Genomic DNA, 25,647 nt, shown 5'->3' with positions numbered 1-25,647 from the left:
GAAAGTGTGAGTTCATATGTTGAAAAGAATCTTCTTTGCTTTGCTCCCTATAGGGGTGATGGGATTGATATTTTTCTTTTCTTCCCAGCCCTATGAACAACAGGACTTACGTCCAACGATGAAGATATATATCCCCTTGGATTTATTAAAACCGCTATTAGAGCCCATCGAATTTACTTACCATGGAGAAACGGTCAATGTCGAAAATCGTGGAGTCGCTGGCATGCTTGATTTCTTAATTAGAAAAGCCGCTCATCTAACTGTGTTTTTTCTGCTTATGGCCTCGATGTTTCTTGCATTGGTCTACAATACGACCTGGTCGTTTGCGAGAGTTTTGACTGTTTCCTATATAGGAACGGTTTTGTATGCGTGTTTTGATGAATATCATCAATCTCTCACCCCGAACCGGACCCCTTACGCAGGTGATGTGGTATTGGACAGTTTTGGAGGTGTGATCGCCTTACTCTTTATTGGGTTCGTCTATTGGCGAAAAAAGAAAAGACAGCAACATGCAACATAAAACGACCCTGTGGATTTGTTCCGCAGGGTCGTTTTCTAGTGATATACATTCTATATTGCGAGTGATAGAAATTTCTTTTCCTTTTTTATTTTTCAGAAGCTAAAACAAGTGTTTTTGCACCATTCAAATTCACATGGAGCGGCTCTATATGAAAGTCTTTCAAGATTGTGGTAAGCCGGGTGTGCTTTCCTTCATCCCATTCATCGAATAAAGCGATCGTCGTCGGTCCAGCTCCACTGATGTAATGGCCGAGGGAGTTCTCTTTCCTGAGAATCTCCTGAAAAGACGCAAAGCCGGGGATGAGGGTTTGACGATAAGGCTGGTGCCATTGGTCGCTCTGCATCATCTTGCCGGCAAGTGCCCAGTTCTTCGTAGCTAAAGCGGCCACGAGGACGTTGGCACTTCCGCTATTGTTGACCGCCTGTTTGTATTCAATCTCAATGGGGAGAAGCCCGCGTGCTTTCTCTGTTTCCAAGTGATAATCAGGAATGATCGCAAGCCAAGTCAAGTTTTTCATGCCTTCTGTTAAATGGACATAATCCAATTGCTCTCCATCGTAGTTAGAGACCATAATGCCACCGAAAATGGCAGGCCCAACATTATCCGGATGACCTTCAATTTCACAGGCGATCTTGAATTTTTCATAGCAGCTGAGCTCGAGTTGAAGCAGATGATCAGCCAGCTCAATCCCTCCCACTACTGCTGTGGAAGAACTTCCCAGTCCTCGGGCGATCGGCACATCATTGGTAAGTTCTACATAGGTGGGGGGAAGCTCAGAGAATCCCAGCGCTTCTGCTGTATATAGCGCCGTTTTATAGATTAAATTACTTTTTCCAGATGGAATGTAGGGCTGATCCTCTTCAGGCACCGCGAAATACCACTCATCCGCAGGCTGACAGTCCAGGGTGACAAATTTTGATAGAGCGATACCAACGGAATCAAAACCTGGACCTAGATTCGCCGATGTTGCAGGAACCGTGATTTGAAACCGGCTCATGATTGAACACCTATAACAGCCGATGCGAACATCTCATAATCATTGTCAATGCGTGTCGGCTTGACTGGACTCTTGTCAATAGCGGTGGTCGGATCTTTCAGGCCGTTACCTGTTAGCACATGGACCACTTTCGACCCTTGTGGGATCGTGCCATCTTTTACCTTTTTGATCATACCGGCAATTGATGCACAGGAAGCAGGCTCAGCAAAAACCCCTTCTTTTTCCGCTAAATATTGATAAGCTTCTACGATCTCCTCATCGGTTACTTCATCGATCAATCCGTTAGATTCCTCCCGAGCCCTCAGGGCTTTGTCCCAGCTGGCTGGATTTCCGATACGGATGGCTGTCGCCAATGTTTCTGGATCTTCAATGACCTGGTTACGGACAATTGCGGCAGAACCGCTGGCTTCAAATCCCATCATTTTCGGAAGTCCGGAGCTGTGACGCTCATGATACTCTTGGAATCCTCTCCAATAAGCAGTGATATTTCCTGCGTTGCCGACAGGGATGCTCAGGATATCTGGTGCGGTACTAAGAGCATCACAAACTTCAAAGGCAGCCGTTTTCTGTCCTTCAATACGGTAGGGGTTTACAGAATTAACAAGTGTCACCGGCTCACTTTCTGCCATTTTTCGGACCATACGGAGGGCATCATCAAAGTTTCCTTTAATCGCAAAAATCTCTGCGCCATACATGACAGCTTGCGCTAGTTTTCCTTCTGCGATTTTGCCGTCTGGAATAACAACGATACAGCGAAGTCCTGCTCGAGCTGCAAAAGCTGCCGCTGATGCTGACGTATTTCCGGTAGAAGCACAAATCACCGCTTCTGAGCCTTCTTCTATTGCTTTAGCCATCGCCATAACCATCCCGCGGTCTTTAAAAGAACCTGTCGGGTTGGCCCCTTCAATTTTTACATAGCCTTCGATTCCAAGGTCCTGTGAAATGGTCGGAATCGGGAGGAGGGGGGTGTTCCCCTCATGTAAAGTGAGTTTCGGAGTATGTTCATTTACTGGTAAAAACTCTCCATATTCATGAATTAATCCGCGCCACATGTCAGTTTCCTCCTTCTACACGGTAAATGCTGTCGATATTACGTACGGCTGCTAAGGAATCCAGGTCCTGTGCCGCTTTTTCAAAGTCTGACTCACTAACCTGATGGGTAACCAGCATCAATTCCCGCTCACCCTCTTCGTCCGTTGAACGCTGGATAAACTGATCAAAGGAAATATCGTATTGAGCAAAGATATTGGTCAGTTCACTCAACATCCCTGCTTTGTCATCAACATGGAGGCGAATGTATTTCTTCGATATTTTTTCATCTTTTGTTTTCACCTGTTTAGGGAACTGGGGCTGGACATAAGCTGTACCAGTGGTCCCAAGACGAATGTTTTTCAAGATAGCGATCAAGTCTGAAACCACTGCAGTTGCTGTTGGGAGCTTACCAGCTCCAGGACCGTAGAACATCGTTTCCCCTACGGCGTCCCCATATACGTAAACCGCGTTATATTCATCATTGACGGAGGAAAGGGGATGCTGAATAGGCAGCATCGTCGGTTCTACACTGACCGAAACGCCATTATGATCGTTCTCTGCAATGCCAATTAATTTGATCCTGTACCCCATTTCTTCGGCGTACATAATATCAGCGGAAGAAATTCCACGTATCCCTTTTAAATCGACGTCTTCTAAACGATAAGGCATGGAAAATCCTAAGATTGATAAAATCGTCATTTTCCTTGCCGCATCTAAGCCATCAACATCGGCGGTCGGGTCTGCTTCTGCAAATCCGAGCTCCTGTGCTTCTTTCAGCACACTGTCAAAGTCGACGCCATCCTGAGCCATTTTTGTCATGATATAGTTTGTTGTTCCATTAACGATTCCCATCATCTTATGGATACGGTCGGAAGAGAGACCGTCCATGATTGTGCGGATAATCGGAATTCCTCCAGCGACACTCGCTTCGTAATATAAGTCACACTGATGCTTCTGACACGCTTCGAATAGTTGCTCCCCATGCTGGGCAACAAGGTCTTTATTGGCTGTGACAATATGTTTTCCGTGTTCAATCGCTTCTAATAATATAGTAAGGGTGTGATCGATACCACCCATCACCTCAACGATGACATCAATTTCCGGATCCCTCGTAATATCTTGATATTGATCCGTCAACTGGGTTTCAGCCGGAACCTCACGGGGTTTCTTCATGTCACTGACAAGCACAGACTTGATCGTGACATGACACCCTGTCTTATGTTCAATGCGTTCTTTATGATCACGGAGAATCTCAATAACCCCGCTCCCGACCGTTCCTAGTCCTAAAAGTCCAACGGTAATGGTATTATTCATCGCTCACACTCCTTGTCTACTTGAAATAAACATTATTCTTTATATAAAGGACATTGTAACGGAAAGGAAATTGAAGTACAAGAGCGAATTCTCCGACGATTTATCCATTTACCAAATAATGGGTGACCTGGTACGGAAGAAATAGGAAGGGCTCAACCTAAAGGCGTCACATCGAGGAAAAAGGAAATTCAGATAAAAAAATGAAAAATAAAAATTTTTTAGGTAATTTAAATGAAATGGCTTTTTCACCTATAAAACTAAGGAGGAAATGGGTTTTTAAATAGTAGGGATGTAAAAATTTCTAAAAAAATCTAATTTGGGGATAATAGGGAATCTTGACGAATAATGGAAGATAGCATATAACTAATTATGAAATAAAAAATAGGAGGTTAGAACTATGACTTATGGATGCTGTTCACTACTGGGTCCACTCAAGAAGTATGAAAGAATCATCCAGGAAATTATCCAGGAATTGGGCGTGATAGGGAAAGAGGATGAATTTGTTCGAGAAGGTAAGGCCACTGTATATCGAGTACACAAGGAAATCAATGAGAAAGATAGCAAAGAGGTAACAGAATTAGATGTTAGTGAAAAAATAAGAGAGCAGCTTCTGATGATGATCACTAATAAAAGAAAGAATGATGAACCAATATGATCGTTGAATTTCTAGTGAACGAATAGAGAACAAATCACCTGGGCATACATAATTCCATATTTAAGGGGAGTATGGGGTTTAGTCTTAAAAAAGGACTGATAAAAAGATAGAACGACGATTCTAGCTCATCATTTACAGGAGTGATGATTGGTTAACTTCCTTCTATAGTAATTGGCTCATTCTTCTTAAACGAATAAAGAGTATAAGGATGAAGTAAGGCATAATCAAAGCCGTTCCCTCCCGGGGACTATTCATGATTATGCCTTTTTTATGGTCGCTTATAGAACTTTAAAAGGAACGAGATCGCTAAATTACAATGGATATATACGCAGGACCTCTAATCTACACGTTTCTTCATCATATAACGTCTGGAAATATGAGGTGTACCAGGTCATACAATTTTTACCATCCTCCACCCGCAAACAAATCAGGTGATACAATATTCGTAGGATGGAGATATAACTATGAAATATTTCCTGTTATATCAACGAAAAAACAGGAAATCAGTGATATCATGACGAATGAATAGAACTAGAGAAGATCGAGTTTAGGACTTGTTGGATCCCACTTACATACGGATGGCCACTCTAACTCATAGCTTCCAATGAAAAGATAAATAACAGTGAAGGAGTGTTGTGCATGTGGAAAAATGACTACAACCGTTGGAAAGAATTTACCGGACTTGATGCAGACCTTGCATCAAAACTAGATGAAATTACATCAGATGAGCAATCTCTGGAAGATGCTTTCTACAAGAACCTGGAATTCGGGACAGGCGGGATGCGCGGAAAACTCGGACCAGGTACAAACCGCATGAACATCTACACCGTCAGAAAAGCGGCAGAGGGGCTTGCAGCATACGTCAACGATCAGGGACTCTCTAATCGTGGTGTGGCGATTGCGTACGATTCGCGTTACATGTCGAAAGAGTTTGCCGTGGAGACCGCACGGGTTCTTGGCCACCACGGGATTCCTTCTTATGTATTCACGTCATTAAGACCGACACCTGAGCTGTCTTTCGCTGTTCGTCACTTGAACGCAGCAGCCGGTGTCGTCGTTACGGCGAGCCATAACCCACCGGAATACAATGGTTTCAAAGCCTACAACGAAGACGGTGGTCAGCTGCCCCCTGAACAGGCAGAAATTATGATCGACTTTGTCAACAAAGTGGAAAATGAACTGAATGTGGAAGCAGCAGATCAAAAAGAATTGGAAGAACAAGGACTCCTGCGCTGGGTGGATGAAGAGGTCGACGAAGCCTATCTAGAAGCATTGAAAGGGGTCACGGTCCAATCGGATATTAAAAAAGACCTGTCCCTTGTGTTCACACCATTGCACGGTACGGCTCGCGATCTAGTAGAAAAAGGGCTGCAGCAAAGTGGGTTCACTTCGATTCATATCGTAGAAGAACAAGCCAAACCTGACCCTGAATTCTCAACAGTAGCTTCACCGAACCCTGAAGAACATCAAGCATTTGAAATGGCGATTGAGCAAGGGGAATCCATTGGTGCCGATCTATTGATGGCGACAGACCCTGATGCCGACCGTTTAGGTATTGCCGTACCGAATGAAAAAGGAGAATATGTGGTCCTTACTGGTAATCAAACAGGAGCACTTCTACTTGATTACATTCTGGGGCAATCTCAACAACTTCCGAAAAACGGGGTAATGATTAAAACGATTGTTACATCCGAATTCGGACGTGTGATTGCAAATGCCTACGGAATCGATTCTCTTGATACACTGACAGGCTTCAAATTCATCGGAGAAAAGATTCGGGAATATGAACAGACCGGCGAACACCAATTTGTGTTCGGTTATGAAGAAAGCTACGGGTATCTTGTTAAAGACTTCGCTCGTGACAAGGATGCAGTACAGGCAGCTTTGCTGGCAGCAGAAGTCGGGGCCTACTGGAAAAATCAAGGAAAGACATTGCTTGATGCCCTTGATGAACTTTACGAAAAGCACGGATACTTCCTGGAAGATCTTCAGTCCATGAAACTGGAAGGAAAAGCAGGAGCCGAGCAAATCAAAGCGATCATGGATGATTTCCGTAACGCAGATATTAAAGAAGCGGGCGGTAAAAAAGTTGTAGCGGTTGAAGACTACTCCACAACGGTTCGCAAGTTCGTGCAAGAAGGAAAAGAAGAGGAAATGGATCTCCCAACATCCAATGTCGTGAAGTTCATTCTTGAAGATGACTGCTGGTTCTGTCTGCGCCCATCCGGCACAGAACCGAAAATCAAATTCTACTATGGCGTGAAGTCAGAATCCAAAACTGACAGTCAAGCCTTGCTTGCGGCTGTAAAAGCTGCCGTCAATGAACGATTGCATGCCTTAATTTAGAAAAAGCATCCCCGCTTCCACATCTACGGAAGCGGGTTTTTTAACATCAAATCCTTTTATCCATCATTCCCCCAATCCTCCTCCACTTCTGTGTAAATCGCTTTCAATTTGTTGACAAATACGTAATAATAGAATAAAATACTGAAAATTCAGATTTAGTCCAAAAAAGGGGTGGGCCCATGTTGAACATAAAGACGCTTAAGCCATATTATGTTAAAGAAGATAAACGCTTCATTCGAGTCGTTTTAGCCTACCAATACTTTTCGCTATTCATCGATAATGAGTTGTATCAATTTATTCCAATGGAATCACGAGAAATTATAATCGACCGCAATCGTCAGCGGGTGCACAATGTCTTTGATCTATTCGTCTTCCAACGAGGCAAGAAAATGGTCTATGTTTCTGTCTCCGACTTGCTGCAATTGCCTGAGTTCTTGACGCACCTTCATACGATTGTGTCGCCGTATTATGAAGAGGGGATCGAAATTAGTCAGCAATCATCTAATGAAGTGAAAGAAATCATCCGTGAATTAGAAAAAAACAACCTTCGACGCCTCATCGACAAGGCGATCGATCAAAAAGACGAAGAGACTTTCCGGCATCTTACTGAAAAATGGAATCAAATGTACGATTGAAACGGCCGGGTGTGACCTCGTCATGCCCGGGTATTTTGTGGTAACCCTTTATTCTACAAAAAGTGGCAATAAGTATAGAAAGGAATTAAAAAACTATATGAAAAATGTGAAAAAATAATGAATAAAGTTCAATTCCCACCTTATTCCATCCGTTATAATATAGATAGAATCGCAATGATAAAATACATAAAATTTCATTGGGATATGAGCTGGACCGTTTATAAAGATCCACTCATCGAGGATTAGTCGGGGAGGTAAACTGGATGGATCATCTGTCTAGGGAGCGTAGGGTTGATGAGGAATGGGTTTCACTTTTGAAGGAAGCAAAAGCGATGGGGTTAACGAGGGAAGAGATAAAAAAATTTTTGGGAAGCCATACTAAACAAAAAAAGATGGTCTGACATCCTTTACTTGAAAGGGTGTTCTTTTTTTGACATGATAGAGGTAATGAGTATAAAGATGGATTAGAAAGAGGAGTCTTTATGACGAAATACGAGCTTATCAATCTATTGAAAGATTGTTCCATTGCGTTACAAACCCCTGTTTTACTATTCAATGAGCAGAATGAATTAGCCTATTATTTCCCGGACAGCTTCCAAAAACCGCCCCATGGATTAAGAAACTTACATAAAACTTATTTATCAGAGAGCAGAAAACATCCATTCGTGATTCAATTATATAAAGATCCATATGACCAGTACCTATTCCTTTATCCGTGGGAGGGTGATCAGGGGAAGGAATATGTTATAGGGATCGGGCCCTTTCTTCAACAGAAGGTGAGTACAAAGCATGTACGAATGAATTTAGTCATGAATGAAATCAGTACAGAACTTGAAAGCCAAGTTACTCAATACCTTGAACAACTCCCTGTTTTTAACCTGGTTCAAGTAAATTCGATGAAACGGTTAATCAACCAACTATTACCCCAAAAAGAGATCGAAGATACGGTAGCTGCTTTTGAAAATGAAAAGATTCGGAAACATTATCAAAAATTTACTCAGTCGCTGAACTCTTATCCTGAGTTAGTAGCTTCGAGGCAGAAGTTTATCGATCTATTTAAAAAGGGAGATATAAAAACAATCGAAGAGTATCAACTCTATAGGGAAAAGGTAGTCAAAGACTCAAATATCCGTTCTTGGAAAAACCAGATGATTCGCCTTGTCTCCGAACTAGGATATATATGTGTCGGCCAAGGTGCAGTACAAGATGAGGTCGATTCGCTCTGTGATTTCTACATCACTTTCCTGGAAACAAAAGAAACCCTGGATGACTTAAAATCACTGGAATTGAATATTCTGCAATCCTTTCTGGATCGTTTGAATAAGGTAGGGGATTTTCCACACAATTCTCCACTTGTCGAAAGAGCGCAGCGCTACATATTTCAAAACTTAACGACCAATCTCACATTAAAAGGCATCGCTGAAATTCTTAACGTCAACCCTAACTATTTGTCAGGTGTTTTTACGAAAGAAAGAGGAGTATCGATCACCCAGTTCATTAATCAGCAGCGAATTAAAGAAGCCAAAGAGCTTCTTTGTATTACTCAACATTCCTTGATGGATATTAGTTTGCTGCTTGGATACAATAGTCAAAGCTATTTCACACGAGTATTTAAAAGTATAGAAGGAATAGGACCTAAAGAATTTCGCCAAAAGTATAGAAGTAAAGAAGAATAACAACTGGCTGATAGCTGGTTGTTTTTTTTGGTCTTTGTTATCAAAAGGTATCACTCTTTCTTTACTAAGAAAAGTATCCTGTGAATCGGCACTTGCTCTTTTCTCAACCACCTTTTCCTTATAAGTAAATTAGCGAAAGCGTTGTCTCCCGTTGAGAATACTCCCTGGTCCTTTTTAACGAAAATAAGCTAGATGCTTTTATGATTATCTGAGGATTAAGTAGGTAAAAGATTTTTCAGTATTTGTTCTTAATAAAGAAATGAAACTGTTTATTTTATAAAGGAAAAGGTTTATAATATTCTTAATTAAGAACATGTATAAAAATAGAATGCCTTTATGGGCAGGAGAGGGCGAGGGGAGATCGTGTTGACACCCATTGGAGAGAGAATTCGTTTGTTGCGTATAGAAAGACGGTTATCTGTGAATGAGTTTGCAAATAAATCCGGAGTATCGAAATCATATATTAGTAATATTGAAAGAGGCGTACAAAAAAACCCTTCGTTGATTATCATGGGAAAACTTGCGAAGACATTAGAAGTATCTCTTGAAGAATTATTAACCTATAAATATGCGAATGATAACCTCAAAAATTCAAAGTGAAAACCGACGAAAGCCTCCAATGGGAAAACAGGGGGCTTTTAACAATGGAATTCGGAAAAGGCAGATGAAGTTATCAACCGATTTTCTTCTATGATTCTTTTATGTACGCTCGGTTATATTTTTCACCTAAACTAGATGCAGTCACAGTCATCCGGAAGCATATGCGTGAGTCACTCTAAATAGATAACACTTCAGCGAAAGTGAGCTGTTTTCTCGTGCCCTTGAAGAGCCTAGTCTTTTGTTAGGCTTTTTAAGGGCTTTTTATACAGTTCTTCTCCCCATCTATTATGCTAGAAATAAAATAGCTTTCCTAAATAAAGTAAATAGTCTATGATATAGAAGTAGTTTGAAAAATTTTGACATATTTCCTCGGAAATAATTATTTTATGAAACTTTCTCTTGGTTTAAATCGTCTAATGAATAAGAAGTGGCCGTCAAAAAAAGTCGTTTAATAACGAATATTTAAGTAAATAGAAGATTAAGAGAAATGATTAAGAAAAGGTGGGCAGTATGGAAAATTTAAAAGAAGTGTTGCAAAACATTATCCAGCAAACGGAAGACTCTGAATTGCTTTCATCTAAAGACGTCATTAATCAATTGATTGAACAGTTGCAGCAGTGAAGGGATTTGAATATAAAATTGTATAAAAGGAAAGTCCCTCCACCAATTATGGTGAAAGGGACTTTTTCTTTCGCCATCGTTTAAACAATAGATAGTGACTATAACTTTGTAAAATTATGATACTTGGTATACTAACGAAACGATAGCGGGTTTGTATTTCAATCACTAAATGGATCAGGGCATATCCTATGAGAAAGAGGATAAACCATAAACTATGGAAACGTTGGAAGTCAACTTCGTCTCTTTTAGACAGGTACGACCAGCTCAATAAGATCAGACTGATAAAACCTAGAAAAAAGAAGGTGGTGAACATGATCTTTTCTGATTTGTACAAAAGGTCTTTCGTTTCTTTATCCCCTCCCTGGTAACTCCAGAGGATGGATGCATCCTTATTGCTCCACATGATACCAAATTTGTCCCGGAAAAGAGGGAGGAGAGCAGATTTATCTGAAAGCCTTTCTTGAATCATTTCATCTTCTTTTGCTTGTCTTTCTTCAAGAGAAAGCCCCCTCAGCGCAAGGGAATCCTTCTTGGAATATTGGCCAGTTGTTTCTTGATTTAACCCTAAGACGAATTTCCATTTAGGATCTCTGTTTTCCAGAGGATGATCAGATACTCCGGAAATCATTAACGCCTGACTTGAGGCAGTAAGAGTGAGGAAGTAAACAGCGATCATACCTGCAAACTTTAAGGATGCCAACAATTTCCCTGATTTCTTGTGATTTAAAAGATAAACCACTAGCAAAAAGAATCCGGAAGCCAGCAATACAAGTGATCCGACAGGTCGTATAATATGACCGAAAGCGAACAGGAGTCCAATATAAATCCAGGAATACCGACTTTTTTCAAACCGTTTTATCAATAGGAGAACTCCGGCATAAAAGAGTAAGGTGGCTAAAACCTGATTGGTTAGGACAGATGTCATAATAATCGCTGGGACATAGAGCGTATAGGTAGCTCCTGCTAACCTTCCTGCCTTTTCATTGAATATATGACGGGCACATTCATAAACAATCCATACGATTCCAGTACTATAGAGAGCGTTTAATATTTTCAAAATGAATGTCTCATTACCAAATATGGCTATAGCAAATGCTTCATACATAACAAAACCTAGTTGGTACACCCATTTGGTGAAATATGTATTATCGGCGAAGCTTAAATCTCCGGAAGCCGCTGACACGGCTGCATTATAGAGCATTAAAAAATCGGACGTCGGTTCTGTTGGTGCGTAAATGATCCAAAAGAGTCTTATAATAAACGCTGTAGGTAATAGCAGGACCAAGAAATAGCGCTTTTGAATCGGCAGGCTGCTGAAAATGTACAGGAGACCTAAAGCAAGGAGAACGAGTAACAGCATGCCCAGGAGCTCTGATACGCTGAACATGTTTCCAAGCTTGATGATGTTAAAGTAAGCACCACTTCCAAAATAAAATAAACCGAAAATGAAGATGACAAGCACACAAAAGATTTGTAAGAATGTTAGGGTTTGGTTCATGAAGCATTTTCCCTTTCTTGCACAGAGTCCTTGAATATGAAAAATTTACTAGCGATATAGTTGAAAATTACAACAAGCACATTAGCGATAATTTTGGCCAACAGGTCATCCTGTTTAAAAAGGTCCACGAATACAATCATCACCCCTAAATCCATGAATAGAGATAGAACTCTTGCTCCTAGGAAAGGGAGAAATTCTTTCGTGCTTGCGTTTTCACTACGAAAGACATAAAGCTTATTTGTAATAAAAGCAAATAATACGGATACTACCCATGCTAAGATTGTAGCAACCCGATAATCAGTAAAAAGGGAACTCCCATAGTACGAAACGATGTTCACAAGAGTTGTTAAACCACCGAAGAGTAAGTAAAGAAAGATTTCTTTAGTCAGTTGCTGTTTATTTTTCATGGAGACTCATTTCTTTCGCCACTTTATACTCATTCTTATGAGGAGCAGTAGCTGGGTAAATGCTAGACTTGTCTCCATTATATTCATTTACAAAATATAATGGGCGGCGTTTTGTTTCATTGAAAACTCGGCCTAAATATTCTCCAATGATGCCGAGAACAATCAGCTGAATGCCTCCAATGAACAAGATGGCTGTCATAAGAGATGGATAACCTGCCACAGGTTCTCCAAAGATAAGCGTTTTGGAAATGATCCAAATCATATAAATAAATGCAAACATAGAAACAGCCATCCCAATTAAAGAGGAGAAACGTAAGGGAGCCGTGGTAAATGAGGTTACTCCTTCGATCGCTAAATCTACTAATTTTCCATAATTCCATTTTGTTTCCCCGGATACACGGGGATCTCTGTCGAAAAGAATTTCCTTTTTGTTAAAGCCAACCCAGCTGAACATCCCTTTGGTGTACCGTTGGGATTCTCTTAATTGTTTGATTGCTTCAATGCATCGTCTGTCAAGTAATCGGAAATCGCCTGTATCTTCCTGAATGGGCACCTGGCTCATTTGTTTTAAGACACGATAAAATAGATGGGAAGTGGTCTTTTTGAACCAGGTTTCTCCAGAACGGCTTTTCCGTTTAGCATAAACATCGTCATACCCCTGTTCCCAGTAATAAATCATTTCGGGAATCAGTTCAGGGGGATCTTGCAAGTCAGCATCCAGAATAATGAGGGCGTCCCCTTGGGCATGATCTAACCCTGCAATCATGGCTGTTTCTTTTCCGAAGTTTCTGGAGAGGTCGACAAATGAAATACTAGGGTCCTTTTCTCTTAGTTCTTTAATTATAGAAATTGTCTGATCATTACTTCCATCATTGACGAATAGAATCTCAAATCTATAATCATGAATGGATGAGAGGACTTGTTCCAGCCTTTTATGTAAGTGATGAAGTACATCTTCTTCATTAAAGGCGGGGACTAGAATTGTAATAAGTTTCACATTAATCAAATCCCTTAATATATTAATAGTTTTAAAGCAGGCATTTTTAATCATACAAAAAATGGGTATCATTTACAAACCCTTTTCATACGTAAAATCCATCAAATGTGGTAAAAAACATCCACCTTTTTCCTTTTTTAATTGTGATGATATGATAATGGGAGTGGATATAAAGGGTACGCTAAATAGAGCTTTAGGTTTACGAAATTCCTTCTCAGGGTGCCGTTTTCCTATGTTATAATTGAATGTATTGATAAGATTTAAAAAATAAGTGAGGATTATTATGAATATATATGTAGAAATGTTAATAGCAATTGTATTATCCATGACAGTCAGTTACCTACTTGTTTTCCCTGTGATGAAATTAGCAGTAAAGTGGAAGATGATGGACTATCCTGAACTTAGAAAAATACATAAAGAAGTAACGCCTCGTATGGGGGGATTGGCTATCTTTGGAGGAGCAGCGGCAGGGATTCTCTTTATCCGCCCTGAACTTCCGTATATTGTTCCGATATGTATCGGGGCAATCATTATAGTGTTGACAGGTCTGTTTGATGATCGCTTTCAGATCCGCCCGATTATGAAACTCGGTGGCCAGGTATTAGCGGCAGCGATTTTAATACTATCCGGGTTAAAAGTAGATGTACTGAGTATTCCGTTTATCGGAATGGTGGCATTAAACGATCCCATCAGTATCCTATTCACATTCTTTTGGATTATCGGGATTACAAACGCCATTAATTTAATTGACGGCCTTGATGGACTGGCAGCAGGAGTATCAACGATTTCCCTCATTAGTATAGCTGTCATGGCTCTTGCGATTGAACCGCAGGTCGCCATCGTGTATTTATGTGTGGTCTTAATTGGAAGTAATATTGGATTTTTGTTCCATAACTTTTACCCGGCAAGAATCTACATGGGGGACACGGGTTCTCTATTTCTTGGTTATTCCATGGCGGTTATCTCCATGGTCGGTTTGTTCAAGAATGTGACTTTATTCAGCTTTGTCATTCCAATTATTGTTTTAGCGATCCCTGTCTTTGATACGGTTTTCTCTATTCTGAGAAGATTGATCAATAAACAGAAAATTATGATGCCCGATAATAAGCATATCCACTATCAAATCCTAGCTGCAGGATTCAGTCACCGTGCAACAGTCCTGGTTATTTATGCATTTAGTGCTGTTTTTGGATTCTTAGCCTTATTATTTTCTTTAACCTCTTTCGGAATTTCATTAATTATTACTTTCGTTCTTCTCTTATTGCTGCATTTGTTTGCTGAAATGACAGGTGTTGTTTATAAAGGAAAACGCCCGTTAATCGATCTGTTTACTAAAGATGATAAAAAGAAACAAGAAGAACATTAAAAAAGTCCTGCTGGTTTTAAACCAGCAGGACTTTTTTGGTGTTTATATTAAATGTCGTGGGCGTATGATCATTCATGAACCGAGAGACAGATGATAAAGCAGTCACTTCTCTCTTTTAGTTAACCCTAAGTTTAAAACGAATCGACATCGCCTGGGGTAATAAACCACTTCTCAGGATTTTCAAAACCAATCGTACGTTCATCCACTTCTTTCCCCACAAGGGGCATCGGACTGTCTTTATGGAAGAAACCTTGTTTCTTTAAACTTTCTACTGGTGGAGAATGCTCTAAACACCAAGTTTGAATAAGGTCTGCATCGTGAAGGCTTTTCATGGCACGTGTAAGGAGAGGAGCCCACAAATCGGCACTAGTGGTTAACCAATCGACAATAAAGCCATTGGTAAATTTGCCTTCCTCTTTCCTTGTTACGACATATCCCTTTAATTGATTTTCTTTATATAACCCATACATCTGATAGGTATAGTCTGGGTGTTGGTGATACCTCCAGTTCAGATAGGCAGCATCTCTTACGACCATGGCAGAGGCTTGATTTTTCGTTTTTGCAGCAAGCTCATCAAAAGCCTCGTCGCATTCATGGATTTCTTTAAATGTGTAATCCCCTTCGGTTTCCTTCGGCCCACGAAAATACTTATAAAGCTTATCGAGGGGTTTGAAGAACGCTAAAGGCTTGAGCTTAGCAGACAAAAGGGAGAGCGGTTGTTGAACAAACAGCCACCGTGGCATATCGGTCATGTGATGGGCGCCTGTATACCGTAGGAACAATTCTTTAGCTTTGGGGGCAGGGAACCCATACAGATAATCGATATTTGCTTTCTTTGCTTCTTCCAGAAGAGCATCATTTAACTTCTTATAAATCCCTTTGCCTCGAGCATCAGGATCGACCATGGTATCAGCTCGTAAACCAATTTTTGATACTTTCCCGTTTATATACGCTTCTGTGACCCAAAGGCTGATATGCCCGAGAATCACATCCTCTTCGTCGTACAATAGGATAAATGGATGACTGGATTTAGGGTTGTCTGTAAACTTCCATTTCCACGATTGGAGAGGGCGATCCTGACCAAACGTTTTTTTGAAAAGTTCCTGGATTTGATTTTCATCTCCAGGTTGGTAGTGTCTGACAGTCATTGGATTCTTTCCTTTCAGGTTTGGATTGCAAAAATCTTCTGCCAATAAACATGTAAGGGAGCCCCATAATGGGAGCCCCCTTATTTTTATAGCACTTTTAATTGTTACGCAAGCGTTTATTTAAGTTCAGCATATTTGCCAAGAGCAGCACAATACTTATGGCAAGATATATACTTACAGCAGGGGCATAAAGGACATGTCCAGCTAAGAAAGCAATGCCTGCACCAAAACCGATGGATAATAGAATTAATATATTTTGAGGATGCAAGATATCTCCTGGAGCTTGGAAAAGCAGTTTCAGGAATAGTCCGGCAATCAATAGAAATGGCAAGGAGATTAGGATGATTCCTAAAATACCGAAATAGAAAAATAGGTCAAAGAAATCCATCTCGATTAATTTCCTTATATCCTCATAATTTCCTGCATAACCCATTCCAAAGGTCTTTTGGATCAAATCGGCTTCCTCATACATGTCATAGATATGAGCAAAATAGATGTTCCGGGAACTCAAAATAATTTTTAAGATGGGAGATTCAATGAGAGCCTGCTCTCCAAGTTCAGCAGCCGCATCATCCCCTCCCTTTGTATTCCCTTCTCCTTCTTCATCCTCAGGAACTTCTGATGAACCATCACCTGATTCTTCTTGAGCCGAATCTCTTTGTTCATTAATCTGTCCCACATCTCCGGATACGTTAGAAAAGGTTGGAGAAAAAGGAGTAGCGATTAAAAACAGGACTAGAAAAATGAATGAAGTGAGCAGTTTTAAAGGCACATGTTCTTCTTTTTGGGTCGTTTTTTTCAATTTGGAAATAAGCCAGTAAATAACATAACTTACAAATACGATAATGGCAGCACCCAATACGGCAAAAAATCCGACTTTGGTTCCAAGAAGAATGGAGACGAGTGCGATCAATACCATTGGAATAAAATAATACAGCTTTTTTAATTGATCCACTTTCTGGAGAGTGTAGATATAAACCAATGGGAAGGCGATGGCAATGATGGAGCCAATCTCATTCCCTGAATTGAACCAGCCCTTGAACCCGAATTTATTCCACTCGTAGGTCTCTGATGATGTACCGGTTAAGATGGCCATAAACATCGTAACAGCAATGATAAGCATGGCGATGGTAATAGCTTTCATGATACGCATACGAACGACTAGGGTTTTATCCAGGGTGGTAAACAATAAGAGATATGCCCCGAGCATGATGGGGAAATACACCGTTTTTGCTAGGAACTGAAGTTCTAGAAATGGGTCAAAAATGGGTTTAGTAAAGAAATTATAAACTAAACCAATGGAGAGTACAGCAGCCAAAGCCACTAGGTAAGTAATCACATATTTCTTCAAACGACTATGGTTACCGAAGAAGATAAACCATAGGGAAACGATCATGAAGAGAACTCGAACGATAATTCCGATGGTTATGCTTGTGTTAAGGGTCTGCATCGAAAAGTATGTTAAAATATCGAGTATTGGCTGAATCATGATAAAAATAAGTAAGAGTTTTTCAAACAGTTCCCTGTTTATACGTTTAGACATTTATAACACCTCTATATATGGGATTAGCCACAATGAGTATAAACTATTCCAAGAAGACTGTCTATAAATGATCGAACTTGTCTAATAATATGACTTCATACAAATTTTTGTTGAAGGGATGGATGAAAAACACGTATAATTATGGTATGTGAATAGATGATCAATAATCTGAATTTCCCCGGGATCTGGGGATAGAAACCCTGTTCCAGACAGATAATAATCCAAATACAGCATGAATGTTGGGATTTTCAACCATGTCCATATAATTTCTTAACAAAACGTCACAAAGCAAATGATTTTTCGAATACTATAAAGCGAATGGTCATGAAACGGCTAGTCTGTATAATAAGGTTGATAAGGTAAAAAGAATTCTCTACATATGGAAGTATGTAATTTTTTATAGAATGATTTAAATAAAGCAGCTCACCCACTAAGGAATCATTAGATGTGTCAATTGGAATGAGAAAGGGAGTATTGGAATGAAGAAGTCATTGTGTGTGGTCGGTTTAGGATATATCGGCCTGCCAACATCAGTTATGTTTGCTATTCATGGTCATAAGGTTCATGGCGTAGACATTAATCATAAAGCAGTAGAAATGATAAACAATAAACAGCTTCACATTGAAGAAAATGGATTGCAAGAGCGTCTTGAAGAAGCTGTAGATGCCGGTTTATTTGAAGCATCCGTGGAGCCGACAGAAGCCGATGTATTCGTTATTGCTGTTCCATCGCCTATCCGGGAAGATAAAACGGCTAACTTAGACTATGTGAGAAAAGCGACAGAAGCGATCGTACCGTTCGTTAAGAAGGGGAATCTGGTTATATTGGAATCAACGGTTCCCCCTAGAACGGTGGAAGATGTCATGCTTCCAGTGCTGGAGCAAACGGGCTTGCAAATCGGCGAAGAATTATTTGTTTCCCACTCCCCTGAACGAGTAATTCCAGGTAAAGTATTTCAGGAGTTAGTGGACAACGACCGAATTGTCGGAGGTATCAATGAGCAATCCTCTGAAATGACAAAAGAGTTGTATCAATCCTTTGTAAAAGGCAACATCCATTTAACCGATGCGACAACAGCAGAGATGGCAAAAGTCATCGAAAATACGTACCGGGATGTCAACATCGCTTTTGCCAATGAACTTGCCTTGATCAGTGATAAAATCGGTGTGAATTCCTGGGAAGCTATCAAGTTGGCGAATTACCACCCGCGTGTCAATATTCATACACCAGGTCCTGGCGTAGGCGGCCACTGTATTGCTGTAGATCCATGGTTCTTGGCAGAGATTGAACCTGATCTATCGAAAATCATTCAATTATCAAGGAATACGAATGACCATATGCCGGTTTATACAGCAGAACAAATTCAAGAGATTACGAAAGAACAGTTTATCAATGATCCAAAGGTTGCTTTGTTCGGTTTATCATTCAAAGCGAATATCGATGACCAACGGGAAAGTCCATCATTGAAAGTGATTATGGAGTTGGTCGAAAAAGGAATCAGCTTTACGACATTTGATCCTCATATTAAAGAAAATGTGGCTTCGAACCAGACACAGGATATGGAAGAAGCCTTGAATGAAGCGGATATATTAGTTATTCTCACGGATCATGACGAATTCAAACAACTTGACCCTGAGTTTATTAAAGGTAAAATGAGAAATAGAGTTGTCTTTGATACGAAGAATGCGTTATCCCTAGATGAATGGAAGAATGCAGGCTTCGTAGCTAAACGATTAGGAGATTCAAAAAACGGATAAGGGTTTAGGTGAAAACATGAAGGAAAAGTTTTTAGGGGTTGACGTCAGCAATTATACGTACGCTCAGCTCAAAGAAAATATAATGTCGGATATTAATGAAAGACGTAAGTCCTTTATTGTGGCTATCAACCCTGAAAAAATTCTACATGCCCAAAAGGATGCCGATTTATTACACTTGTTAAACCGCGCGACATATCAGATCCCTGACGGTGTTGGAATACTTGTCGCTTCAAAAATGACAGGGGGTTCGATCCGGGAAAGAGTGACTGGAATTGATATGTTGCTTGCCTTGTGTGAACAAGCGTCCCTTCATGCTAAATCCATATTTTTATATGGAGCTAAGCCTGGTGTTGCAGAGCAGGCGAAAGACCGTTTGAAGAGTATGTATCCCGACCTTCAGATCGCCGGCGTGCTGGATGGATATGAAAAGGATCAGGAGAAGGTTAAAGAGACGATTAACCATGCTCAACCTGATATTCTTTTCGTCGCTTTAGGAAGTCCGCGGCAAGAGTATTGGATTGTTGATCATATGCATGAATTGGATGTTCAAGTCTTTCAAGGAGTAGGCGGATCCTTTGATGTTTTATCAGGCAAGGTTAAGCGCGCTCCTGACTCCTTTCAAAAAGTGGGCCTTGAATGGCTGTACAGATTGATTAAGGAACCTTGGAGAATTAAACGTCAAATAAAATTGCCGACTTTTCTTTTGAAAGTCTGGAAGGATAAAAAATAGCGGGTGCCTTTTTAGGTACGCGCTATTTTTTCTTCCATATCATGAAGAGCTTGCCAAATTCACGTGAAATACCATAAAAGAAGTGGACCTCTTGCCGTACGGCAGAAGGTCCACTTCTTTTATAAGATCCTACTAGTACTTTTTCTTGGTTCTGAAAATTTCCAAAGCGGCTTTCGCTGCCTGTTGAGCATTTCGAGCATGCGGAGTGGCAGCCTCTTCTAATTGTTCTTTAGAGAGCGCCAGGTTTTGATATAAACGTTCTATTTCTTCAGGAATGGAGGATGGATCCCAATCTGAATGGTTTACATTTGCAGTGACTGGATAGCCTAATTGTTTGGTTAAGGCCTCTATTTTAGGATCATAAGAGAGGGCTGCAAATGGGGTAGAGCAAATACTGGCGAAAATTAAAGAGTGAAGCCGCATTCCGATGAGTAAATCACATGTTGATAAGATCATCAATTTTTCATCAATCGATAAATCCCCTGAGTGCACCTCTGCTTCTTTTTTCATCTTCCGGGCAATTTTTTTCGAGAATTGTTCATCTGCCTTTCCGTGCATAGGTAAAAAGGAGATGGCATATCCACGTGCCGCACACTGGTCCAATGATTCGGCAAGTTTGTCCGCTAATGCTAGGGAATCTCCCCATTCGCGCACACTCACAGCGATGAGCGGCTTATCGTTTAAGCGAGACTTGCGCGAGAGGGGCTTTTCCTTAAATGAATAACCAAAAACGGGATCAGAATAGACTTGAATTTCTTTTTTGATCCCGATTTGTTTAAGCAATTGTTCAGAAGTTTCATCGCGCACAGTGAGGCCATCCACTTTATTTAAGGCATATCGGACGAGGAATCGACTGAACGGTTTAGTAAGCGGCCCCATTCCTTGAGCATAAATGTAAACGGGTCTATTTAACAGACGGGCCATGTGCATGACCCCTGTGTAGTAGAGAACGGATTTGGGACCAGTGGTATCCTGTAACAAACTGCCGCCGCCACTAATGAGACCGTCGGAAGACTTAAGAGCTTTTATTATTTCCTTGATATTCCACCGATTGACGGCCTTCACTCCATAATCCTCCATCGTATGTTCCGGTTGTTGCGACAGTACAATAAGCTCAATAGAAGGATCCGTCGTTCTGAAATGTTGAATGATAGACTTTAATATGGCTTCGTCTCCTGTGTTTTGAAATCCATAGTATCCGGAAATGACGAGCTTCATAACTTTCACCTCAATTTTTACCACCGTTCTCCTTATGAATGGAATGATGGATGAAAACAATTTCCGTCTTAAATAAACCTGGAGAGAATCGGGACATTTTTGACTGCTTCGTAATCGTAAGCCCTCCATTTAATTAAGACAAAGGCGTAGAGAAAGACAAATAACAAGGCCGTGATCACGCACACTAGAAAAGAGACGGTTCGTGACCATTCAAAAGGCTGGGTCATGACAAACACAGCGCCCAGCGGTCCTCCTAATAGCAACGTGGTCCAAATAATCTTAGAAAGATGAAGGGGGAGGACCTGGATTGGAACAAACTTCATGATAACGAAACTATTGAGGACCATGATGACAAAATAGGTGAGTCCTGAAGCGGCCGCAGCTCCTTCAATCCCATAGTGCGGCACGAGCAGTGCGTTACTGCCTGCTTTCATTAGAGCACCGATTAGAATGATACCAGCAGCTAAACGGGGAGCATTCATTCCTTGTAAGATAGCGGTTCCTACTAAAGTCAAGGAGATAAAAATAGATGAAAATCCCGTAATGGCGATCATTAGACTACCTTCCGTGTTTGTGAAAAGCGCGATATTGAGAGGAACGGCTAATCCTATCAAAAGGGCAGCAATGGGCCATGATAACAGATGGGTCAGCCATCTGGTTGTTTCAATGAGTTTCTTTGCTTCCTGGCTGTGCCCTGATTCAACGTGTGTAGTAAGCGACGGAATCAAAGGTAGGACGACAGATGTAGCGAAGACCGTTGCGATTTGAACTAAAGCGAGTCCGCGACCATAGATTCCGTATAAATAAGTGGTTTGCCCTTCAGCTGCATTGGTTAAGAAATGGGGAATGGTTAAAGAATCAACCACGTTAAAAAGAGCCATAGTTACCGTACCTATGGCAATGGGAACAGATACAGAAAGAATTTTCTTCCCCCAGATTTTGAAATGGCGCAGCTGATACGTATACGTTTGAGTTACCTTGAATGAAGAGTGACTCAAACGTTTTTTTAAGTAAATCATTGAGCCCATCACACCAAATAACGAACTTAACATAACGCCTGCCGCAATCATTGCATCACTAAATTGCAGGGCAGTCATCACATAAGCAGCTGTCAGGATGATCAAAACTCTGATGAATTGTTCGATGACCTGGGATATGGCTGTCGGTTTCATATCCTCAAAACCCTGGAAATACCCACGATCTACAGCCATATACGGAGCTGCCAGCAATGTGAAAGAAACAGCAATCAGAGCAGGTTCCGTTGACAGCCCTCCAATGGCATGAGCGAGTGGCCCGGAAAATGTGATCAGGCCGCCGAGAGTTATGGCACCAAGGATCAGAGCAAGGATTCTGGCTGTTTTTTGTATATAGTAAATATCCTCGGAAGACCCAGATGTCCGAGCCTCTGCGATCAGCTTGGATATAGCGATCGGTATTCCAGCAACAGAAAGGATTAGCGCGACCATATAGACAGGATAAACGAGACTGAAAATCCCCAGGACTTCATCCCCTGCCATATTTTGAAGAGGGATGCGAAATAGACTTCCCAATATTTTAGAAGTTAGTGTAGCAACGGTTAGAATGACAGTACTCTTAAGAAAGGTGGAAGCTTTCATGATGAACGACCGAACCTTTGGCGAATCACCCGGCAGGCAAACCTGGGGAGAGCATGCATTCTTCTCCAACGACTTGGCTGTCTCATCAGTCTGTACAGCCATTCTAAATTCATGTTCTGCCACTTGATTGGGGCACGCTTCACATCCCCAGCGATGACATCTATGCTTCCGCCTACACAAATGAAGACACCTTGTCCAAATGTCTGGAAGTTTTCTGCAATCCAACGCTCTTGTTTAGGTGCACCAAGAGCAACAAAAATGATATCTGGTTTTGTCCGTTCAATATCTTCAGCGATTGTAGGATCATCCCAGTGGAAATAACCGTTTCGATAACCGGCCACTTCTATATCTGGATAATCATGATTAATCGTCTTTACGGCTCTTTCTAATGTATCTTCTTTGGCACCAAGTAAATAGATGCGATACTTGTTTTCGTTTGCTTTTTTAAGGAATTCCATCATGATGTCATAACCCGTCACCCGTTCAGGAAGGGGGTTTTTAAGCAGCTGGGAGGCTTTTACAATCCCTACCCCATCAGCTGTTATGTACGAAGCGGCTTGCAAACAATTCATATAATAGGAATCATCATGCGCACGCATCACAATCTCAGGGTTAGCGGTAGCCACAAAAGATTTCTCTCTTTGTTCTATATGTTGTTGTAATTGTTGGACTAACGTGACATGGTCTATATTTGTAAATGGAATTCCTAATATATTTACCTGCTTCATTTGTGATGAGACTCCTTTAAATACACAATCCTACTCCCAATAATATAACATAAAAAAGGAGCAACCATATAGTTGTTGCTCCTTGATACTGTCTGTCGATTCCGGTCATCTAGCAATCGGCAATTTCATTAGGCTTGTGCCATAGGATGGATAGCCATCACTATAAACAAAGGCCTTCTCATATTCATTTCCTGCAAAATTTTCTGGTGTTACTTCATACCAGGTTCCGCGAGCTTCCATTTCATCTAAAATCTGAAGGGTGACTCCGGATTTTGGAATCTGGTAGAGCTTGTTGTCTCCAACGGCGGCACTCGACCGTACATTCACATAAGGAGTGATTGTTTGTGCTAGTTCGTATGCACCGCTTTCTGATGGTTGGCCGTATTTCTGGCTTAAATATTGATCTGCACGGAACATGTGACCGGCGATTTTTTGCCCCCAATAAGCATCAGAAGCATACTTAACATTCATTCCTGTGCTCTTATTTCCGAGGTGGGCCCCATAATTAAGGTAGGACTCAGAATCGAAGTAGCGTGGAATAATGAAATCTTCGGCGGCTTCCAGAATTCCTTCTTCGTAACTTTCATATTCCCATGCATCTTCGTATGGGTTTCCGTCATTGGCGCCAATTCCGAACAAGTTATTTTTATCCCTTGCGATGTCACTCTTTCCCCAGTTGCTTTCATGAATAGCGTGAGCAAGCAGGTAAAGAGCATTGGTGCCGAACTGCTCTTCAGCTTTCTTAAACGCTTCTCCTGTGCCAATCAATGGACTATCTGGGGAGGCGTGAGCAATATATTCATCCAGTTGTTCTCCTGTATAGGATGTTTCTGTATAAAGCGGCATGCGGTTAAAGTATTGGTAAGCTTCTCCTGCCAGGGTACCGTCTTCCTTGTAAAAGGTATTTCCATTATGGCTGTAATACGTTCCATCCTCTTTCATAAAGTCCGGTGCTTCCCCGTATAGGTAGCGGGATGTTCTTTCATTAATGGCATTGTACAAACGGTGATAAAGCCATCCGTCTTTCACCTCATAGTAAGAACGATCTTTTACCATGTGATCAGGTGTTAAGTTCACCTTATCTGGATCGACATAACCTTCGGTGTCAGCGAGGCGGATTTTTACCCAGTCTTGATCGATGTCGATGACCTCCACATCCACACCACTCGTGACATAAGTGGTATCCGTAGTTAAAGCTTCGGATGTGTAAAGAATAGTGAACGCATTGGTTGTAGCTTGACCATCATTAATCCAGACAATATTATTTCCATTCAAAACGACCTGGTTCCCTTGTGCGTAGGCAACCGCCTCATCATAAGTTTCAAATGATCTATGAATCTGCGGATCCTCATCTGGTGTAAGAGTAGCTACACGGTAATCTAACTCTTTCGGAGGTTCTAGCACCTTCAACAAACGGTTGATAACCGCTGCTGTTTCCCCACGGGATGTGTGGTCATAAGGGGCATAGTAAAGTTTCCCATCCTCTTCTTTTCCGTTAATGATCCCAAGGTTCTTCAATCGCTGAACAGCTTCAAAGGCGTAGTCCATAATCTTATCATTATCTTCAAAGTTAATTTCTTCAGCCTCACTGACGACACCTTTCATTTTTGCTGCACTAATCATGATCATGGCCATATCCTGACGTGTGATATAATCCGTCGGTCCGAAATTACCATTGGGATACCCTTGAATCAACCCTTCTTCAGTAGCAGCAAGTATGTATGGGTAGTACCATTTATCAGGGTTTACATCCCCGTAATGATAATCCTCAGAGGAGCCGACTTCTCCAATTTCCTCTTCGCCATATTCAATATCAAGCGCACGAACGATAAACGTAGTGAATTGAGCACGTGTAACTTTGTCTTTTGGACCGTAAGTACCGTCCCCATATCCTTCCATTATTCCGGCATCAATCAGTGCCCTCATATCTTCTTCAAACAGTGTTCCTGTAATATCATCTTCCGCAGCTATGGACATTGGCGATACAAGTCCAGTAAGAAAGACGATACTAAGGCCCATTAGAAGTAATTTCTTCATTAAAAAATATTCCTCCCCATTAAATAATAGATTCAAATAATAATTTAACAGATACATTGATTTCTGAATAGCACTGATTCTTCCAAATTTTTATAAAAGCGTTAGATCTCCCCATAAAACGATAGAAAAAAAGAAAAAAGAGTTGGAGCAGGGTGAAAAAGATGTCGGATTTTTCCGATATAATGAACAGCTAGTTTTTGCTGCAT

The 25,647-nt window shown here is 41.0% G+C and carries 22 protein-coding genes; 10 read left to right on the top strand and 12 right to left on the bottom strand.

Annotated features, from left to right (window positions below):
- Nucleotides 1–16 precede the first annotated feature (16 nt).
- Entirely contained in the window at nucleotides 17–520 is a 504-nt protein-coding gene (locus tag BLW54_RS02230) for a VanZ family protein (RefSeq protein WP_051744035.1), read from the top strand.
- Between the two features lie 85 nt (nucleotides 521–605).
- Here BLW54_RS02230 and thrB read toward each other — a convergent pair whose 3' ends face one another.
- The 3 genes from thrB to BLW54_RS02215 are packed head-to-tail and all read right to left on the bottom strand — an operon-like array spanning nucleotide 606 to nucleotide 3,863.
- Entirely contained in the window at nucleotides 606–1,517 is a 912-nt protein-coding gene (gene thrB, locus BLW54_RS02225) for a homoserine kinase (protein ID WP_074733153.1), read from the bottom strand.
- Entirely contained in the window at nucleotides 1,514–2,569 is a 1,056-nt protein-coding gene (thrC, locus tag BLW54_RS02220) for a threonine synthase (protein WP_074733152.1), read from the bottom strand. Before thrC ends, thrB begins: the two co-directional genes overlap by 4 nt.
- Before the next feature lies 1 nt (nucleotide 2,570).
- Nucleotides 2,571–3,863, bottom strand: coding sequence for a homoserine dehydrogenase (locus BLW54_RS02215; RefSeq protein ID WP_074733151.1), 1,293 nt, complete (start codon nucleotides 3,861–3,863; stop codon nucleotides 2,571–2,573).
- 397 nt (nucleotides 3,864–4,260) lie between these two features.
- Here BLW54_RS02215 and BLW54_RS02210 point away from each other — a divergent pair, with 397 nt between their 5' ends.
- The 6 genes from BLW54_RS02210 (at nucleotide 4,261) to BLW54_RS02185 (ending at nucleotide 9,775) form a co-directional block, all read left to right on the top strand.
- On the top strand, nucleotides 4,261–4,518 hold the full coding sequence (locus tag BLW54_RS02210) for a hypothetical protein (RefSeq protein ID WP_035506549.1): 258 nt from the start codon (nucleotides 4,261–4,263) through the stop codon (nucleotides 4,516–4,518).
- A 639-nt stretch (nucleotides 4,519–5,157) separates the two neighbouring features.
- Complete coding sequence (locus BLW54_RS02205; RefSeq protein WP_074733150.1) at nucleotides 5,158–6,864, top strand: phospho-sugar mutase; 1,707 nt, start codon at nucleotides 5,158–5,160, stop codon at nucleotides 6,862–6,864.
- 179 nt (nucleotides 6,865–7,043) lie between these two features.
- Nucleotides 7,044–7,499: an IDEAL domain-containing protein gene (locus BLW54_RS02200; RefSeq protein WP_035506545.1), complete on the top strand. Its 456-nt coding sequence runs from the start codon at nucleotides 7,044–7,046 to the stop codon at nucleotides 7,497–7,499.
- 263 nt (nucleotides 7,500–7,762) lie between these two features.
- Nucleotides 7,763–7,900, top strand: a complete 138-nt coding sequence (locus BLW54_RS21270; protein WP_081866971.1) for an anti-repressor SinI family protein — start codon at nucleotides 7,763–7,765, stop codon at nucleotides 7,898–7,900.
- 81 nt (nucleotides 7,901–7,981) lie between these two features.
- On the top strand, nucleotides 7,982–9,175 hold the full coding sequence (locus tag BLW54_RS02190) for a helix-turn-helix domain-containing protein (RefSeq protein ID WP_074733149.1): 1,194 nt from the start codon (nucleotides 7,982–7,984) through the stop codon (nucleotides 9,173–9,175).
- A 366-nt stretch (nucleotides 9,176–9,541) separates the two neighbouring features.
- On the top strand, nucleotides 9,542–9,775 hold the full coding sequence (locus BLW54_RS02185) for a helix-turn-helix domain-containing protein (RefSeq protein WP_035506541.1): 234 nt from the start codon (nucleotides 9,542–9,544) through the stop codon (nucleotides 9,773–9,775).
- Nucleotides 9,776–10,442: 667 nt separating this feature from the next.
- Here BLW54_RS02185 and BLW54_RS02180 read toward each other — a convergent pair.
- The 3 genes from BLW54_RS02180 to BLW54_RS02170 are packed head-to-tail and all read right to left on the bottom strand — an operon-like array spanning nucleotide 10,443 to nucleotide 13,298.
- On the bottom strand, nucleotides 10,443–11,894 hold the full coding sequence (locus tag BLW54_RS02180; protein ID WP_074733148.1) for a glycosyltransferase family 39 protein: 1,452 nt from the start codon (nucleotides 11,892–11,894) through the stop codon (nucleotides 10,443–10,445).
- A complete protein-coding gene (locus BLW54_RS02175) occupies nucleotides 11,891–12,301 on the bottom strand; it encodes a GtrA family protein (protein ID WP_074733147.1) in 411 nt (136 codons plus the stop codon). Before BLW54_RS02175 ends, BLW54_RS02180 begins: the two co-directional genes overlap by 4 nt.
- Nucleotides 12,291–13,298 carry a glycosyltransferase family 2 protein gene (locus BLW54_RS02170; RefSeq protein ID WP_081867002.1) on the bottom strand — a complete coding sequence of 336 codons (1,008 nt, stop codon included), beginning with the start codon at nucleotides 13,296–13,298 and terminating at the stop codon, nucleotides 12,291–12,293. The genes BLW54_RS02175 and BLW54_RS02170 overlap by 11 nt, the downstream gene beginning before the upstream one ends.
- A gap of 283 nt (nucleotides 13,299–13,581) precedes the next feature.
- On the opposite strand from BLW54_RS02170, the gene BLW54_RS02165 reads away from it, so the two are divergent.
- Nucleotides 13,582–14,664: a glycosyltransferase family 4 protein gene (locus BLW54_RS02165; protein WP_035506534.1), complete on the top strand. Its 1,083-nt coding sequence runs from the start codon at nucleotides 13,582–13,584 to the stop codon at nucleotides 14,662–14,664.
- Between the two features lie 131 nt (nucleotides 14,665–14,795).
- On the opposite strand, the gene BLW54_RS02160 is transcribed toward BLW54_RS02165, so the two are convergent.
- Nucleotides 14,796–15,812, bottom strand: a complete 1,017-nt coding sequence (locus BLW54_RS02160) for a GNAT family N-acetyltransferase (RefSeq protein WP_074733370.1) — start codon at nucleotides 15,810–15,812, stop codon at nucleotides 14,796–14,798.
- A gap of 97 nt (nucleotides 15,813–15,909) precedes the next feature.
- Nucleotides 15,910–17,355, bottom strand: coding sequence for an O-antigen ligase family protein (locus tag BLW54_RS02155; protein WP_074733146.1), 1,446 nt, complete (start codon nucleotides 17,353–17,355; stop codon nucleotides 15,910–15,912).
- A 479-nt stretch (nucleotides 17,356–17,834) separates the two neighbouring features.
- On the opposite strand from BLW54_RS02155, the gene BLW54_RS02150 reads away from it, so the two are divergent.
- Complete coding sequence (locus tag BLW54_RS02150; RefSeq protein ID WP_074733145.1) at nucleotides 17,835–19,112, top strand: nucleotide sugar dehydrogenase; 1,278 nt, start codon at nucleotides 17,835–17,837, stop codon at nucleotides 19,110–19,112.
- Between the two features lie 16 nt (nucleotides 19,113–19,128).
- The gene (locus BLW54_RS02145; protein ID WP_074733144.1) at nucleotides 19,129–19,842 is read left to right on the top strand and encodes a WecB/TagA/CpsF family glycosyltransferase; all 714 of its coding nucleotides are present in this window, start codon (nucleotides 19,129–19,131) and stop codon (nucleotides 19,840–19,842) included.
- A gap of 132 nt (nucleotides 19,843–19,974) precedes the next feature.
- Here the strand turns inward: BLW54_RS02145 and csaB are convergent, their stop codons facing one another.
- The 4 genes from csaB to BLW54_RS02125 all read right to left on the bottom strand — a co-directional run bounded on the left by csaB (nucleotide 19,975) and on the right by BLW54_RS02125 (nucleotide 25,441).
- Nucleotides 19,975–21,084 (bottom strand): polysaccharide pyruvyl transferase CsaB, encoded by a 1,110-nt coding sequence (gene csaB / locus BLW54_RS02140; RefSeq protein ID WP_208598911.1) that lies wholly within the window; start codon nucleotides 21,082–21,084, stop codon nucleotides 19,975–19,977.
- A 44-nt stretch (nucleotides 21,085–21,128) separates the two neighbouring features.
- Entirely contained in the window at nucleotides 21,129–22,676 is a 1,548-nt protein-coding gene (locus BLW54_RS02135; protein WP_074733143.1) for a putative polysaccharide biosynthesis protein, read from the bottom strand.
- Nucleotides 22,673–23,404, bottom strand: coding sequence for a WecB/TagA/CpsF family glycosyltransferase (locus BLW54_RS02130; RefSeq protein WP_074733142.1), 732 nt, complete (start codon nucleotides 23,402–23,404; stop codon nucleotides 22,673–22,675). Before BLW54_RS02130 ends, BLW54_RS02135 begins: the two co-directional genes overlap by 4 nt.
- A 105-nt stretch (nucleotides 23,405–23,509) precedes the next feature.
- The gene (locus tag BLW54_RS02125; protein ID WP_074733141.1) at nucleotides 23,510–25,441 is read right to left on the bottom strand and encodes an S-layer homology domain-containing protein; all 1,932 of its coding nucleotides are present in this window, start codon (nucleotides 25,439–25,441) and stop codon (nucleotides 23,510–23,512) included.
- Between the last annotated feature and the right edge of the window lie 206 nt (nucleotides 25,442–25,647).

The organism is Halobacillus karajensis, assembly GCF_900108515.1.
Lineage (GTDB): Bacteria > Bacillota > Bacilli > Bacillales > Halobacillaceae > Halobacillus > Halobacillus karajensis.
Note: the sequence above shows the minus strand (reverse complement) of the source record. Positions and strands in the feature narration are given on the sequence as shown.